Origin of the sequence: Anaerostipes sp., from assembly GCF_018381315.1 — a bacterium.
GTDB lineage: Bacteria > Bacillota > Clostridia > Lachnospirales > Lachnospiraceae > Anaerostipes.
The window spans coordinates 198,001-213,158 of the sequence record NZ_JAGZSD010000004.1 but is presented as its reverse complement, the minus strand read 5'-3'; the positions used below and the strand labels follow the sequence as shown (position 1 = coordinate 213,158).

Below are 15,158 nucleotides of genomic sequence, written 5' to 3'. Positions count from 1 at the left end.
TGCCTCTACATCTTGTCCGAATATACAGGGAGGTATTGCAATGGATCAGATCGAACAGCTTCAGAAAATGATAGATGAGAGCAGCAGGATTGTGTTTTTCGGCGGGGCAGGAGTGTCCACGGAAAGCAATATCCCTGATTTCAGAAGTACAGACGGACTTTATCAACAGACTTATAAATACCCTCCGGAGGTCATTGTAAGCCATACATTTTTTGTTCAGAAGACGGAAGAGTTTTACGACTTTTATAAGAAGAAAATGCTGTTTCCGGATGCTCTTCCCAATCCGGCTCATTTAAAGCTGGCTGAACTTGAGAAGGCGGGAAAGCTTACTGCCATAGTCACCCAAAACATTGACGGACTGCATCAAAAAGCCGGAAGCGGGAAGGTATTTGAGCTTCACGGAAGTGTTCACAGAAACTACTGCCAGAGGTGCCATAAGTTTTTTGATCTTGATTATGTGGCCGGAGCCGAAGGAATTCCCCTCTGTGATGAGTGCGGGGGCCTGGTAAAGCCGGACGTTGTCTTATATGAGGAAGGATTGGATGCATCCGTGATGCGCGGGGCTGTTGATGCCATCTCCAAGGCAGATATGCTGATCATCGGAGGGACATCTCTGGTGGTATATCCTGCGGCAGGAATGATTGACTATTTCCGGGGAAAACATCTGGTGCTGATCAACAGGGATGCCACAGGCAGGGACCGCCAGGCTGAGCTTTGCATTACAGATCCGATCGGAGAAGTTCTCGGACAGATCAAGGTGAATCCATGAAGAAAAAGGATATGATATTGATTGGTGCAGTCCTCCTTATAGCGGCGGCAGGATTTTTATTCATGTTCTTTTCAAAGCAGAACGGTGAGAAGGCTGTGGTAACAGTAAATGGGAAGGAAGTATGGGCCGGAAGCCTTTCTGAGGATGCTGTGTATACTGTGAAAAGTAAAAATGGGACCAACGTGGTCGTGATTGAGAATGGGAAAGCTTCGGTCAGGAAGGCAGACTGTCCGGATCAGATCTGCAGGAGGCATAAACCGATTGACAAGACCGGGGAGACGATCGTTTGCCTGCCCCATAAGGTAGTGGTGGAGATTAAGGACGGAACGAAGGAGAAAGAATATGACGGAATTACAAATTAAGGAGTATATGCAATGACCAGAAGGATTGCTGCGGACGGGATGTTTTTGACTCTGGCTATTGTAGTTTCCTACATTGAAGTCCTTCTGCCTATTCCCGTAGGGATCCCGGGGATTAAGATCGGGCTGGCCAACGGGGTCATCATGGTGCTGCTCTTTTTCACTACGTGGAAACGGGCGTTGTTTATCTCTGTACTGAGAATACTGCTGGCAGGTCTGCTGTTTGGAAATCCCATGACCATCATTTACAGCCTTGCAGGAGGTATCCTGAGCATATTTGTCATGACACTTCTTAAAAAGACCGGAGGTTTTTCAGCAGTAGGACTCAGTGTGGCGGGAGGCGTGGCACATAATCTGGGACAGTTAAGTGTTGCCGTTGCTCTGATGGAGAATGTAAGAATATATTATTACGCACCGGTACTGCTGGTGACAGGAACCATTGCCGGCATCGCCATTGGAGTTTTGAGCGGAGCACTTGTTAAAAAGATACCCAGGACCCTTTTTCAGTAGGGGAATACAGGAGGAAAACATGAAAAAGAAATTATGTACAGCTATAGTGATCCTGCTTGCTGCCGTATCGGCCGGAGGATGCCGGAAAAAGGAAGAGATACAGAAATATTCACATGTAGATTATGCAATGGGAACTGTGACAAATACAACCTTATACGGAAACAGCCCAAACCTTGATAAGACCGAGCAGAAGATGATAGAGGAGATGAAACAGCTGGAGACAAAGCAGCTGTCATGGAGAAAGGAATCTTCCGGTGTGGCAGAATTAAATCGGGGGAGCCAAAAAGAAGTCTCCCTTTCTGACCCTCTTTATACCTGGCTTAAAAAGTGCCTGCAGATCGCCAAAGACAGCAGCGGCGCAGCAGATCCTGCCATCGGCAGCCTTACCCGGATGTGGGATTTTGAATCCGATAATCCTTCAGCACCTGATGCAGAAAAAATTACTGCATTGCTGGATGAGGGGATCATAAACAATGCATATCAGCATGTGAAGCTTGATGATAAAAAAAAGACAGTGAAGAAAAATACATCTGTAAAAATAGATCTCGGTGCATTCGGCAAAGGGATCGGAACAGATCAGGCCCTGAAGTTCCTTCGCAAAGACAAAAAAGTGACCGGAGGAATGGTGGCCCTTGGGGGGAGCATTGTAGTCTACGGAGAAAAACCGGACGGAGAAGACTGGACCGTAGGGATCCAGAATCCAAAAGGGCAGCAGGGAGAAACCATCGGGGGCGTAACAGTTCAGAGCGGAACCTTTATCTCCACATCCGGAGACTATGAAAAATATTTTGTAGATAAAAAAACTGGAAAACGGTATTTTCACATTTTGGATGAGAAAACCGGCTATCCTGCAGAGACCGACATCACTTCCTGCACCATTGTGTGTGATTCAGGCTTGGTGAGTGACGGTCTGTCCACGGCATGTTTTGTTCTGGGGCCTGAAAAAAGCCGGCCTCTGCTGAAAAAGTACGGAGCAAAAGCTATTTTTGTGGATAAGAAGAAAAATATTTATGTGAGCAGTGGACTGGAGTTCCGGCTTACTGATGATTCATATACAGTTGCAGAATAAGAAAAAAAGTAAATTGTTTAGTAAAGCAGAAAAAGCTGTTGGACCGGTAAAACAGAGCTCCAACAGCTTTTTTTGTTCCCTGGGAAAGACCGCCTGCCACTGTAAATCTTTTATGACTTGTTCCTTGGTTTTCCGCAGGTTTCTCTTTTGATCAGTGTGCAGGGCAGAGTCAGACGCACCGGGGTTTTGTATTCGCTGGGCACTTCATTATAAAGCTTGGCTACAAAATTAGCTGCGTACTCACCCATATACTCTGACGGTGCATGTACCGTGGTAAGCGGCGGATTTGAAAATTCAGCAACACTGATATCATCAAATCCTATGATAGAAATATCATCCGGAATTTTGTAGCCATGCTCATAAAGGGAGCGCATTGCTCCGATGGCGATAGGATCGCTGGCAGCAAACACCGCAGTAGGAAGAGTCCCTTTTTCTATAAGGCGGTTCATCATCTGATAACCGGATTCTGCACTGAATTCTTCTTCCATAAGATATGGTTCGTAGCAGATACCCAGGGTCCGGCAGTAATTAATAAAAGTTTCTTTTCTCTGTTCAAAGTAGACAGTGTCTTCGTCAATGTACTCTTTTCCTCCCAGGTAACCAATCTCCCGGTGGCCTAATTCTGCAAAATAATCTATTACATCTATGACCGACTGATGAAAATCCAGCACGATATTATTAAAAGAGATCCTCGAAGTGCGCATATCGATAAAGATAATATTGTCCGTAATCTGTTCGAAAGCCTTGATATCCTTGGGGGCAAACTTTCCGATACAGATCAGCCCGTCTACACCGCTTAATGTCTTTGAGTAGTCCGGATCACTCTGAAACGCCCGGATCACCTCTATATTTTGGTCAGCACAATACTTTTCAATACCCACGCGGATGTTTTGATAGTAGGGATCTTCCAGTTCCTGAAACAGGGAGTACCACTGAAAAACCCCGATGGTGGTTCTCTTTGAGGCCCCTTTTCCTTTCTTTTGATAGTTAAGATCATCTGCAATTTTTAATACCCTGGCTCTGGTCTCGTCTGTAACACTCAAGGTGTCATCCATATTTAAGATCCGGGAAACTGTGGCAGAAGAAACCCCAGCCTTGGCAGCAATATCCTTAATAGTGGCCATATATATTCTCCTTTTGCAGCTAACAATATTCTCTGTATTCATACATAGTATACCTTATTGTCCGAAGTGCGTCCACCCGGAGACAGAGAAATACTTATTGAAGTTTACTAAAAAGAAGTAAATAATTTAGGTAAACATTTTAGTAAAGAAATATTGAAATATTTACTAAACGGTGTTACTATAAAGCCATACCCAAGGGCATACCATATTTTATACCCTCCGGGTGGGCGTGCTGCGCACGACAAGCATTAGGAACGATATTAAGATATAAAAACAGGAGGCTTTATGTATGGAAACAACGAAAAGCAGTGAAAAGGTACCGGGCAGAGTTAAATATACTTTTGCATTCGGAGCACTCGGCAAAGATTTAATCTATGGAATGATCGCAACATTCTCTATGATTTATTTTACCGATATTTTGAAAGTATCACCGGCATTTATCGGAATTGTATTTTTTGCAGCAAAACTGTGGGATGCGTTCAACGACTTATTTATGGGGATGCTGGTGGACAACACAAGGACAAGATGGGGAAAATTTGTTCCCTGGCTGGTGATCGGAACACTGATCAACTCGGTGGTGTTTGTTGTATTATTTACGGATTTTCATTTGTCAGGAAAGGCACTCTGTGTGTTTGTGGCTGTGATCTATGTGGCATGGGGCATGACTTATACAATCATGGACATTCCGTATTGGTCTATTATCCCCAATCTGACCTCAGATCCAAGAGAACGTGAAGTGGTATCTGTACTGCCGCGTATATTTGCCAGTCTGGGCCAATCTCTGATCATTGCAGGATTTGGAGTGCAGATCATCGGGGCGCTGGGAGGAGGATACATCGGCTATCACAGATTTGCAATGTTTATTGCCGGAATGTTTATCTTTACGATCGGGGTTGCCGTATTTAACCTGAAAATGAAAGACAGCCAAAATGTGCCGTCAGAAAAGATTTCTTTCCGCGGTGTGTTTTCTATTATTAAACAGAATGACCAGCTTCAGTCGGCAGTCGGGCTGATCCTGCTGTATAACGTAGGAATTCAGTTTATCATGGGAGTGGCCGTTTACTACTTTACTTATGTGTGCGGGAATGCAGGGATGCTGTCTGCATTTATGATCAGTGCATCCATCGCAGAGGTAGCGGGACTTATTATTTTTCCGAAAGTGGCTGCTGTGCTTTCCAGAAAGATATCCTTTCTTCTGGCCTGCATCCTTCCGTTTATTGGACTGGTACTGCTTTTAGCCGTAGGTTTTGTGTGCCCTCAGAATATAGTTCTGACAGCTGTGGCAGGGATCATCGTAAAAACGGGAACAGGCCTGGAGCTTGGATGTGCCACTGTATTTTTGTCCGATGTGGTGGATTACGGAGAGTATAAGCTGGGTACCAGAAATGAGTCCGTTGTCTTTTCTTTACAGACACTGATCGTAAAGTTTACGGCAGCACTGACATCACTTTTCATCGGGTTCGCTCTTCAGCAGACAGGATATGTTCCCAACAGTGCGGATCAAAGTATGCTGACCATGAATTCCATCCGTGTGCTGATGTGTGCAGTGCCGGCGGTTTCCATGCTGATTGCATATGTTGTATACAAGAAGGCATATAAGCTGAATGACAGTTTTATGAAAAAAGTAATTGAGACAATACAGGAAAGGAGAATCAAGGCAGAAGCATAGAGTTCTGCCGGGGTGATGAGAATGAAAGAAACAAGTATATTGATAAAGGAATTTGAACAGGGAGTCTTCAGAGAACGGCTGAGAGATATTTATGTAGACGAAAAAGTACTGAATGATCAGACAGACAGGTACATAAATGCATTAAAAAAATATGAGGACATATTTGGCCCGGAGAAAGCAGAGATCTATTCAGCTCCCGGACGGAGTGAGGTAGGAGGAAATCATACGGATCATCAGTATGGAAAAGTGCTGGCAACCTCTGTGAATCTGGATGCCATTGCAGTGGCATCCAAGACAGAAGACGGAAGGATTACTGTTGCCTCCGACGGATATGATCTGATGGAAGTGGATTTAGATGATCTGCTTGCCAGGGAAAATGAGAGAGAAACTTCACTGGCGCTGATCCGGGGTGTTGCAGCCAGACTGAAACAAAAAGGTTACAGCATTGGAGGGTTCCGCGCATATATCACAAGCGATGTATTGATCGGTGCAGGTATGTCATCCTCGGCAGCTTATGAAACGTTGATCGGTACAATTTTGTCCGGTCTGTACAATCAGATGGAAATCGATCCGGTATTCCTGGCACAGGCAGGACAATATGCCGAAAACGAGTATTTTGGAAAACCATGCGGGCTGATGGATCAGATGGCATCCTCTGTGGGAGGAATGATTTACATTGACTTTGAGAATCCTGAAAAGCCCGAAGTAAAGCAAATAAAAGTAGATTTTGAATCCTTCGGCCACAGCCTCTGCATTGTGGATACAAAAGGCTCCCATGTGGATCTGACAGAGGATTATGCCATGATACCTTCTGAGATGAAACAGGTTGCCCACTATTTTGAAGAGGATGTGCTCCGAAAAGTAGACAAGACAGATTTTTATCTGAATATACCAGCGATACGTGAAATTCTCGGAGACCGGGCCGTGCTCCGGGCCATGCATCTGTTTGAAGAGAACAAGAGGGTTGAGCAGGAAGTGGAGGCTCTGGAAAACAAACAATTTGCTCTGTTTAAGAAGCTGGTAAAGGATTCCGGTGATTCTTCCTTTAAATATCTGCAGAATGTGTATTCCAATCACGAAGTCAACAACCAAAGCGTGTCAATTGGGCTGGCAGTAAGTGATGTTATATTGGGAGATAAAGGAGTCAGCCGTGTCCACGGAGGCGGATTTGCCGGAACCATTCAGGCCTTTGTACCTAATGAGATTGTTCCGCTCTATCAGAAAACCATGGACAGTGTATTTGGAGAAGGCGCATGCCATATATTGAAAGTCCGTAAATACGGAGGAATGAAAGTTTTATAAGGAGACAGGCGATGACAGAGATCAAGGTAACCGAAAAAAGAAAAGACGGAATTGATATCATTGAGATGAAGGAAAAAAATCTGACAGTGAAAGTCACGAACTTAGGATGCCATATTCTGTCAGTTCTTATGAAAGATAAAAACGGCAGTACAGATGATGTAGTTCTGGGGCTTGAAAATATAGACGATTATAAGAGAGACGATAAGTATATCGGAGGAATCCTGGGGCGGGCAGCAAACCGGATTAAAGACGGAACATTTACTTTAAACGGACAGGAATATCATCTGGAAGTCAATAACGGACCGAATCATCTCCACGGAGGAAGGGAAGGTTTTGATAAAAAGATATGGGACTATGAAATCAAAGAAAACAGAGTGGTTTTCAGTTACCTTTCCAAAGACATGGAGGAGGGATACCCTGGCAGCCTGAGGATCCATGTATCCTATGAGCTGACAGGGGATACATTGACAATGATATTCTATGGAACTACAGACAAAGATACCATCGTCAATCTGGCCAATCATACATATTTTAACTTATCCGGCGGAAAAGAAAAAATATATGGACATATGCTGAAAATAAAAGCATCTCAGATTGCATGCATTGACAAAGACGGCTGTCCGACCGGAGAAAGACTTAAGGTAGATGATACTCCGTTTGATTTTAGAAAGTTTCATACAATCGGGGAACGTATCAATGAAAACCATGAACAGCTTCGGTTTGCAGGAGGATATGACCATCCCTATATTTTCAGTGATCAGACAGAACAGATGACCTTGCTTCATGAGGGCACGGGACGGAAGGTGACAGTTTCAACAAATCTGCCCGCTGTACAGCTCTACACATCCAATTTCCTGGAAGGAGGACTTCCCGGAAAGGGAGGGAAAGCATATGAAAACAGGGACGGCATTTGTCTGGAAACCCAATTTCTTCCCAACTCCATTAATCTGGAAGAACAGCCGGATATGATATTGAGAAAAGAAGACCGCTATGCAGTGTTTACCGCTTATAAATTCGAGGTGCAGGAAGATGATAAATGAAAATATTGCAAAACTGGTACAGTACGGAATTGAAAAAAAGCTGATCGAACCTGAGGACAGAACTTATACCATCAATCAGTATCTGGAGATTTTTCATTTGGATGATTATGAGGAGCCGGAAGCACCATTTTCAGAGACAGATTTGGAGAAGGTTCTCAATGAGCTTACAGATGCAGCATATGACCGTTACATCATCAAAAGCAATGACATTGTGACCAGAGATTTGTTTGATACGAAACTAATGGGAATTCTCGTCCCTAAGCCAAGCCAGGTTATCCGTGACTTCAGGGAAAAGTATAAAAAGAGTCCCCGGGCAGCGACCGAATTCTTCTACCGTTTCAGCCAGGATACGGACTACATCCGCAGATACCGGGTAAAGAAGGACTGGAAATGGACTGTAGAGAGTCCATATGGAACCATTGATATAACTGTCAACCTGTCAAAGCCGGAAAAAGATCCAAAGGCTATTGCGGCAGCTAAAAATGCAGTTCAGAGCAGCTATCCAAAATGTCAGCTCTGCATGGAGAATGAGGGATATGCAGGGCGGATGAATCATCCTGCCCGCCAGAACCACAGGATTATCCCGGTGACTGTCAACGGCAGCAGATGGGGATTCCAGTATTCTCCGTATGTGTATTATAATGAGCACTGCATCGTGTTTAACGGGGAGCATGTTCCCATGAAGATTGACCGCACTGCATTTGTCAAACTGTTTGATTTTGTACAGCAGTTTCCGCACTACTTTCTCGGTTCCAACGCAGATCTTCCTATCGTAGGAGGTTCTATCCTGACCCATGATCATTTCCAGGGAGGACATTACCAGTTTGCCATGGCAAAGGCTGAGATTGAAAAACATTATACGATCCGGGGATTTGAGGATGTGGAGGCAGGCATCCTAAATTGGCCGCTGTCTGTGCTGCGGATCCGTTCCAAAGATCAGGAGCGTCTCATTGATCTGGCAGATTATATTCTCCGTGTCTGGAGAGGGTATACGGATGAAGATGCCCATATTTATGCAGAGACTGACGGGGAGCCGCATAATACGATTACTCCGATTGCAAGAAAAACAGGGGATACCTTTGAACTGGACCTGACTCTGAGAAATAACATCACCACCGGGGAACATCCGCTGGGACTGTTTCATCCCCATGAACAATATCATCATATTAAAAAAGAGAATATCGGATTGATTGAAGTCATGGGTCTTGCAGTGCTTCCTTCAAGGCTTAAGCAGGAAATGGAACTTCTGGCAGACTGCCTTGTGACAGGAGAGCCGCTTAGGGATCATGAATCTCTCATAAAGCATGTTGACTGGGCAGAGCAGTTTGTGTCAAAATATAAAGAGATTCATAAAGACAATGTCATGGATATTCTGAAAGAAGAAATTGGGCAGGTCTTTGTAAAGGTCCTTGAAAATGCAGGAGTTTATAAGTGCACCAAAAAGGGCAGGGAACAGTTTGAAAGATTCATTTTTACGTTGAATCAGAATGAAGAAAGGCGGAATGAAGAATGAAGATTTTAGTATTAGGCGGGGCAGGCTACATCGGGTCCCATACAGTTTATGAATTGATAGATGCCGGAGAGGACGTGGTCATCATCGATAACCTGGAGACAGGGTATAAAGAGGCAGTCCATCCAAAGGCGAAATTTTATCAGGGAGACCTGCGGGACAGAGCCTTTGTGGACAGTGTTCTCGACCAGGAAACAGATATCGATGCGGTGATTCACTTCGCAGCGAATTCTTTGGTAGGAGAAAGCATGACAGATCCGCTGAAATACTACGACAATAATCTGTGCGGTACTAAGACTATGCTGGAATCCATGGTAGCCCATGGAATTGATAAGATTGTCTTCTCTTCTACGGCGGCTACTTATGGAGAGCCTGAGAAGACTCCGATTCTGGAAACTGACCGGACAGAGCCTACCAACACTTATGGAGAAACAAAGCTCTCTATGGAAAAGATGTTTAAATGGGTGGGAAAGGCACACGGACTCAGGTTCGTATCCCTCCGGTATTTCAATGCATGCGGAGCCCACAAAAGCGGAGAGATCGGTGAGGCCCACAATCCGGAGACACACTTGATCCCGCTGATTCTTCAGGTACCGAACGGGAAGAGGGAAGCGATCAGTATTTTCGGAACAGACTATCCGACAAAAGACGGCACATGTGTCAGGGATTACATCCATGTGACCGATTTGGCACAGGCACATATCCTTGCAGTGAAGTATTTGATGGAAGGCAATGAGAGCGATATTTTCAATCTTGGAAACGGCATTGGATTTACTGTAAAAGAGGTAATCGAGACAGCAAAACAAGTGACCGGAAAACCGATTAAAGCAGTGGAAGAAGACCGGAGAGCAGGAGATCCGGCAGTGCTGATTGCTTCCAGTGAGAAGGCAAAGAAGGTTCTCGGCTGGAATCCTGAACATGCGGATCTGCATGAGATCATTGAAAGTGCATGGAAATGGCACAGCACACATCCGGATGGATATCAGACAAAATAAATAAATGAGAACAGCAGGGTCTGCAGGCAAAAGCGTAAGCTAAAAAGCCAAAGCAGACCCTGCTTTTTTATTTCATAGCAGGATGCGTACAAATGCACAGGGAATAAGTAAAAAATGGAAAATAAAGAAACGTTTATTGTAATAACTGTACGTATATCACAATATTGATAAAATATGTTGACTGATACATTAGATGGGGATATACTTTTGGTGAGAGATAAATACAAATAAGGTCAGTTTCCGGACAGGTTTTGCTGTATAACAGCGTCACCCAATAACCCTTAGAAAATGTAATCTTAAAAACCTGTCGGACGAGACCTATTTTTTCTTGAACATTTTTATGGCCCACTTATTGGAACGTTTGACAATCATATGACAATAAAATAAAAAGAACAGGAATTATGCATTTTTTAATGCACATTCCTGTTCTTTTTTGCATTTGAGGTGGGAAAGAGGTAAAATATACCCGCAGGGCATCCCGTATATCAAACCCTTTGGGGGCGCGCTTTGCGCGATAAGGGATGATTATGTTTTACTTTTTATATAGAAAGGACTGTAGATGGAAAGAACGTTAAAAATTGCAATCTGTGACGATGAACAAACTTACTTGGATATTTTAGAAGACGAATGTATTCAATTTCTGGACAGTAGAAACCAAAGAGCAGAAATTGCCTGTTTCCAAAGAGGCGGAGAGCTTTTGGCTTCAGAACGTGAGTTTGACATCATTCTGCTGGATGTTGAACTGCCGGATATGGATGGATTTTCTGTGGCCGAGGAGTGGAAACATCAGCAAAGGCCCGGAAAGATCATTTTCATAACGAGTCATGATGAATGGGTCCAGAGGGCATTTAAGGTTCAGGCGTTCCGGTATCTATATAAAAACGGGAGCGGACAGGACCTGCTGGAGGCTCTGGAAGATGCATTAAAAGAAATGAATGACAATGAAGGGATCATGCTGGAAGGAAAGGAAGAGAGCAGGTTCGTATATTTTAGAGAGATACGGTGGATTGAGGCACTGGGTGATGAGATTGCGGTGTTTCTTGTGGGAGGGCATCTGATTGTGAGACTGTCTCTGAAGAAGATAGAGGGATATTTGGATGAGAGGTTTCAGCGGATCCACAAGGGATATATCATTAATTTCCAATATGTAGAGCACTATAATAAAGACAGGCTTATATTGGACTGCGGGAAAGAATTTCAGATTTCCAAGAGGAAACAAAAAGAAGTTAAAAACCGTTATTTTGAGTACATAACAAAATATGCAAAAGTGATATAGACTATTCCATTTTTTGGAATGGCAGTGAGGGTGAAAAGTGAGAGAATTATATTGGGTATATGTTTATGCGATTGAGCTTTGGAAAATGATCCTGATCATGAGAGGGATTTTAGGAGTTGAACCGGTGCAGAAGAGGCAAGCAGCAGTGTTTCAGATTCCGGCAGTTTTAGGAGTTATCGTCTGCTACAGACTGGGGCTTCCGGTCAACAGGGTGATTATCCTGTTTATTATTGTATCTGCGTGGATTTATTTTAAAAAGTTTTTTCTGCCGATTTTTACGTGGCTTGGAATATCAATTATGGATTTTTTGATTGGGCTGTTTATTATATTTTTTGCCCAGATGGATTTCCAGACTGCATATGCAAGCAACTATTTTGCGGATATCGAGGAAGTTTTCAGTTTTATTTTGGTACTGACCGTTATCACGATCAGGAAAAGATTTCAAGTCAAGAAAATCCAATATACATACAGTGATGTGGCATTGGGGGCAATGGTGCTTATCGGAGTGATTGCCTGTATCGGACCGTTTTTGTCTGAAGGTTTTCAAAACTGGACATCTTTTGGAAAGAGACTGGAGATTCTGCTTGGATTCCTGCTGATGCTGATTGGAATCAGTACTATTATTTTCAGAATCTGCAAAGTAAGACAGAAGCAGGAACAGTTTGAACAGCAGATGCTCTGGAATGAAAGGCTGCTTAATGAACAGAAAAAGTATTATGAGCTGCTCCTTCAAAAGGAGGAGATGACGAAAAAGATCAGGCACGATATGAAAAGTCAGCTGGGATGCCTGGGAAGGTTTCTTGAAAAAGAAGAATATGGACAGGCAAAAGAATATTTAGGAGAGCTGATCGGCGGCATTCAGCGGCTGAACATCCTGGTATCCACCGGAAATGATGTGGTAGATATTGTAGTCAATGACATTGTTCAGGGTGAAAAGATGCATCTGAACTGGAAAGGGAAGATACCCAGCAAGCTGAATATGACCAATGCGGAGATTTGTATTTTATTTTCTAATCTGTTGAAAAATGCGGCGGAAGCTGTCAGGGATGTGGAGGACAAGACTGTCAATGTGACAATCAAAATCCAGGGACATCATTTGCTTTTGGAAGAGAGCAATCAGACCATAAAACCAGTCATCATAGAAGAGGGGAGATTACAGACAACAAAGCATGACAAGGAGAAACACGGAATCGGAAGCCGGAATGTCAGAGAGATTGTGGAGAAGTACAACGGCAGTGTTTCTTATCACTGTGAAGCACAGAGGTTTCAAGTGAATATTATCCTTTTAGATGCTATTTAATGGAAAAAATTATAACGCTTAATCTGATATTCAGTCGTTCCCCGCAGGTATATTGAAACTGTGTATAGGACCTCTTATAGTGTGTATTGTTACCGAAAGCAAAGCAGTATAAAGGGGGATAAAACGATGACATGCATGAGATGGCCATGGCCGTTCTAATCGTCTGACTGGGGAGACACACTTATTACAAAGGATAAACAAAAGGTTGAGGGTATTCACATATTAAGAAACATAAAAACAGGAGGCACTTCTGATAATCAGAGGTGCCTCCTTTGCGTGCATTTATGCTTTCCACAATCCATGCAGGTTGCAGTATTCATATGCAGCTGTGAATTCTTCATCGTCTGCCAAAAAGAATTCTGCTTCGGGTTTATCTCCCGGTTTCAAATATTTTATATGATTTCCAAGGCTCGTTTCAACACAGATGAACATTATGTAATGGGCATCCATCATCGGATGTTCTGCCTCACCCACCTTTACACTGACCTTCCGGCCGTCTACTGATACAGCAGGCACATGCTTTTCTGCTGCACCGTCTGTGGTCCCCGGAACCAGTTCTGTCATGTTCTGTCCGCAGCACATAACAGGTACTCCGTTGTCCTGCACCAATGTCATGATATTTTTACAGTGTTCACAAATAAAAAACTTCATAATAAAACTCCCTTCTTTCAAGAACAATGTCTCTTGTTATAAGTCTTAATATAACAGAATCTGACCCGTTTGTGTGTAAAAAATGGAAAAAATGAAGCATACCGAAGAAGAAATACATATACTATAGTTAGATGGCAGCAGAAAGGAGCGATAAAATGTATGATTTTGCAGTTCTCGGCGGAGATATGAGACAGTCTTATATGGCAAAACAGCTCTCCGACAGAGGCTTTTCTGTCATCACGTATGGGATCATGTCCGAAGGAAAACAGGCTGATTCCATGGAAGAGGCAGTGGTAAATGCCAAAGTGCTGATCGGTCCGATTCCTTTTTCTAAAGACCGTGAAAATATAGTTTCCATGGAGTGCTGTTCAGATTTTGGAATAGAGGATATAAAACGATGCCTGCAGAAAGGCCAGAGCATTTTTGCAGGATGTATTCCGGATGATTTCTGCGGCTACTGCCGCGATATGGGAGTTGCCGTGCATGATTTTATGAAGCTGGATTCAGTGGCACTTAAAAATGCCGTGCCGACTGCAGAGGGGGCAGTGGCAGAGGCTGTTTTCGGCTCGCCGCATCAGATACAGGCAAGCAAATGCCTGGTGCTGGGGTTCGGCCGGTGCGGCAGTGTCCTGGCAGAAAAATTAAAGCTTTGGTCGGCTGATGTGACGGTGGCTGCAAGGAATGCGCAGCAGCGTGCCCTTGCAGAGTCTTTAGGAATGAACGCAGTCTCTTTGGAAGACATGAAGAAGGAAATACCGCAGGCTGATTTCATATTCAACACAATTCCCTCATTGGTTTTAGACAGGAAATGCCTGGAACTGGCAAGAACAGAGGTCTTGATTGTGGATATCGCATCTGCACCGGGCGGTGTGGATTTTGAAGCGGCAGAAGAATTGGGGGTCGACGCAAGGCTCTGCCTCGGGATTCCCGGTAAGTATGCGGCGTACTCCGCGGCTGCCATTCTGACAGAAACAATGATTACGGAATGGGATGTATGATGAGTGTAAAAGGAAAGAAAATAGGAATTGCCATGACTGGTTCATTCTGCACATATGAGAAAATATTTGTCCAGCTTGAAAAGCTGGCAGGGGAAGGAGCACAGGTGCAGACAATCTTTTCCGGCGCTGCACAGAGCATAGACAGCAGGTTTGGAAAAGCCGAAGAATTTCTGAAAAAAGCCGAAGAGATTACGGGGGTTCCTCCGATGAAAACCATTGCACAGGCTGAACCGATCGGTCCGAAAAGTCTTCTGGACATTCTGGTAATATTTCCGTGCACAGGAAATACACTGGCGAAGCTATGCAGCGGTATTACAGATTCTCCGGTTTTGATGGCGGCAAAGGCCCATTTAAGAAATGATAAGCCTTTGGTGATCTCTGTATCAACCAACGATGCTTTGGGAATTAATATGAAGAATATCGGCGCCCTGATGAACATGAAGAATATTTATTTTGTTCCGTTCGGGCAGGACGATCCGGTTAAGAAACCCAACTCCATGATCGCCGATACCAGCCTTTTGATCCCGACTGTGGAAAAGGCGCTGGAAGGCAGACAATATCAGCCGGTTATCCGGGGATAGACTTA

At 43.9% G+C, this 15,158-nt stretch carries 15 protein-coding genes; 13 read left to right on the top strand and 2 right to left on the bottom strand.

Features of this window, described 5'->3' with window-relative positions; translation table 11 throughout:
• The first annotated feature begins 40 nt into the window (after nucleotides 1–40).
• From KH180_RS04535 to KH180_RS04520, 4 genes are read left to right on the top strand one after another with little or no spacing between them, the layout of a single operon-like run.
• Complete coding sequence (locus KH180_RS04535; protein ID WP_290756986.1) at nucleotides 41–769, top strand: NAD-dependent protein deacylase; 729 nt, start codon at nucleotides 41–43, stop codon at nucleotides 767–769.
• Nucleotides 766–1,131, top strand: coding sequence for a NusG domain II-containing protein (locus KH180_RS04530; protein WP_290756984.1), 366 nt, complete (start codon nucleotides 766–768; stop codon nucleotides 1,129–1,131). Before KH180_RS04535 ends, KH180_RS04530 begins: the two co-directional genes overlap by 4 nt.
• 12 nt (nucleotides 1,132–1,143) lie before the next feature.
• Nucleotides 1,144–1,638, top strand: a complete 495-nt coding sequence (locus tag KH180_RS04525) for a Gx transporter family protein (protein WP_290756981.1) — start codon at nucleotides 1,144–1,146, stop codon at nucleotides 1,636–1,638.
• Nucleotides 1,639–1,657: 19 nt separating this feature from the next.
• Nucleotides 1,658–2,707, top strand: a complete 1,050-nt coding sequence (locus KH180_RS04520; RefSeq protein WP_290756977.1) for an FAD:protein FMN transferase — start codon at nucleotides 1,658–1,660, stop codon at nucleotides 2,705–2,707.
• Between the two features lie 110 nt (nucleotides 2,708–2,817).
• Here KH180_RS04520 and KH180_RS04515 read toward each other — a convergent pair whose 3' ends face one another.
• Entirely contained in the window at nucleotides 2,818–3,831 is a 1,014-nt protein-coding gene (locus KH180_RS04515) for a LacI family DNA-binding transcriptional regulator (protein WP_290756974.1), read from the bottom strand.
• Between the two features lie 289 nt (nucleotides 3,832–4,120).
• Between KH180_RS04515 and melB the strand changes: the two genes are divergently transcribed.
• The 7 genes from melB (at nucleotide 4,121) to KH180_RS04480 (ending at nucleotide 12,923) form a co-directional block, all read left to right on the top strand.
• Entirely contained in the window at nucleotides 4,121–5,500 is a 1,380-nt protein-coding gene (gene melB, locus KH180_RS04510) for a melibiose:sodium transporter MelB (RefSeq protein ID WP_290756971.1), read from the top strand.
• A gap of 21 nt (nucleotides 5,501–5,521) precedes the next feature.
• Nucleotides 5,522–6,802 carry a galactokinase gene (locus KH180_RS04505; protein WP_290756968.1) on the top strand — a complete coding sequence of 427 codons (1,281 nt, stop codon included), beginning with the start codon at nucleotides 5,522–5,524 and terminating at the stop codon, nucleotides 6,800–6,802.
• 11 nt (nucleotides 6,803–6,813) lie between these two features.
• Nucleotides 6,814–7,842 carry an aldose epimerase family protein gene (locus tag KH180_RS04500; RefSeq protein WP_290756965.1) on the top strand — a complete coding sequence of 343 codons (1,029 nt, stop codon included), beginning with the start codon at nucleotides 6,814–6,816 and terminating at the stop codon, nucleotides 7,840–7,842.
• Complete coding sequence (galT, locus tag KH180_RS04495) at nucleotides 7,832–9,355, top strand: UDP-glucose--hexose-1-phosphate uridylyltransferase (RefSeq protein ID WP_290756963.1); 1,524 nt, start codon at nucleotides 7,832–7,834, stop codon at nucleotides 9,353–9,355. The genes KH180_RS04500 and galT overlap by 11 nt, the downstream gene beginning before the upstream one ends.
• Entirely contained in the window at nucleotides 9,352–10,347 is a 996-nt protein-coding gene (galE, locus tag KH180_RS04490; protein ID WP_290756960.1) for a UDP-glucose 4-epimerase GalE, read from the top strand. The genes galT and galE overlap by 4 nt, the downstream gene beginning before the upstream one ends.
• Before the next feature lie 559 nt (nucleotides 10,348–10,906).
• Nucleotides 10,907–11,623 carry a LytR/AlgR family response regulator transcription factor gene (locus tag KH180_RS04485; protein ID WP_290756957.1) on the top strand — a complete coding sequence of 239 codons (717 nt, stop codon included), beginning with the start codon at nucleotides 10,907–10,909 and terminating at the stop codon, nucleotides 11,621–11,623.
• Between the two features lie 37 nt (nucleotides 11,624–11,660).
• Nucleotides 11,661–12,923 carry an ATP-binding protein gene (locus tag KH180_RS04480; RefSeq protein ID WP_290756954.1) on the top strand — a complete coding sequence of 421 codons (1,263 nt, stop codon included), beginning with the start codon at nucleotides 11,661–11,663 and terminating at the stop codon, nucleotides 12,921–12,923.
• A gap of 282 nt (nucleotides 12,924–13,205) precedes the next feature.
• Here KH180_RS04480 and KH180_RS04475 read toward each other — a convergent pair whose 3' ends face one another.
• The gene (locus KH180_RS04475) at nucleotides 13,206–13,574 is read right to left on the bottom strand and encodes a desulfoferrodoxin family protein (RefSeq protein WP_290756951.1); all 369 of its coding nucleotides are present in this window, start codon (nucleotides 13,572–13,574) and stop codon (nucleotides 13,206–13,208) included.
• A gap of 155 nt (nucleotides 13,575–13,729) precedes the next feature.
• On the opposite strand from KH180_RS04475, the gene dpsA reads away from it, so the two are divergent.
• Together dpsA and KH180_RS04465 are read left to right on the top strand one after the other, a co-directional pair.
• Nucleotides 13,730–14,572: a dipicolinate synthase subunit DpsA gene (gene dpsA / locus KH180_RS04470; protein WP_290756948.1), complete on the top strand. Its 843-nt coding sequence runs from the start codon at nucleotides 13,730–13,732 to the stop codon at nucleotides 14,570–14,572.
• Entirely contained in the window at nucleotides 14,572–15,153 is a 582-nt protein-coding gene (locus KH180_RS04465) for a dipicolinate synthase subunit B (RefSeq protein ID WP_290757241.1), read from the top strand. The genes dpsA and KH180_RS04465 overlap by 1 nt, the downstream gene beginning before the upstream one ends.
• The last annotated feature ends 5 nt before the right edge of the window (nucleotides 15,154–15,158 follow it).

Coding starts and splice junctions, on each gene's coding strand:
- KH180_RS04535 (WP_290756986.1), top strand. CDS start 41: ATGGATCAGATCGAACAGCTTCAGAAAATGATAGATGAGAGCAGCAGG.
- KH180_RS04530 (WP_290756984.1), top strand. CDS start 766: ATGAAGAAAAAGGATATGATATTGATTGGTGCAGTCCTCCTTATAGCG.
- KH180_RS04525 (WP_290756981.1), top strand. CDS start 1,144: ATGACCAGAAGGATTGCTGCGGACGGGATGTTTTTGACTCTGGCTATT.
- KH180_RS04520 (WP_290756977.1), top strand. CDS start 1,658: ATGAAAAAGAAATTATGTACAGCTATAGTGATCCTGCTTGCTGCCGTA.
- KH180_RS04515 (WP_290756974.1), bottom strand. CDS start 3,831: ATGGCCACTATTAAGGATATTGCTGCCAAGGCTGGGGTTTCTTCTGCC.
- melB (WP_290756971.1), top strand. CDS start 4,121: ATGGAAACAACGAAAAGCAGTGAAAAGGTACCGGGCAGAGTTAAATAT.
- KH180_RS04505 (WP_290756968.1), top strand. CDS start 5,522: ATGAAAGAAACAAGTATATTGATAAAGGAATTTGAACAGGGAGTCTTC.
- KH180_RS04500 (WP_290756965.1), top strand. CDS start 6,814: ATGACAGAGATCAAGGTAACCGAAAAAAGAAAAGACGGAATTGATATC.
- galT (WP_290756963.1), top strand. CDS start 7,832: ATGATAAATGAAAATATTGCAAAACTGGTACAGTACGGAATTGAAAAA.
- galE (WP_290756960.1), top strand. CDS start 9,352: ATGAAGATTTTAGTATTAGGCGGGGCAGGCTACATCGGGTCCCATACA.
- KH180_RS04485 (WP_290756957.1), top strand. CDS start 10,907: ATGGAAAGAACGTTAAAAATTGCAATCTGTGACGATGAACAAACTTAC.
- KH180_RS04475 (WP_290756951.1), bottom strand. CDS start 13,574: ATGAAGTTTTTTATTTGTGAACACTGTAAAAATATCATGACATTGGTG.
- dpsA (WP_290756948.1), top strand. CDS start 13,730: ATGTATGATTTTGCAGTTCTCGGCGGAGATATGAGACAGTCTTATATG.
- KH180_RS04465 (WP_290757241.1), top strand. CDS start 14,572: ATGAGTGTAAAAGGAAAGAAAATAGGAATTGCCATGACTGGTTCATTC.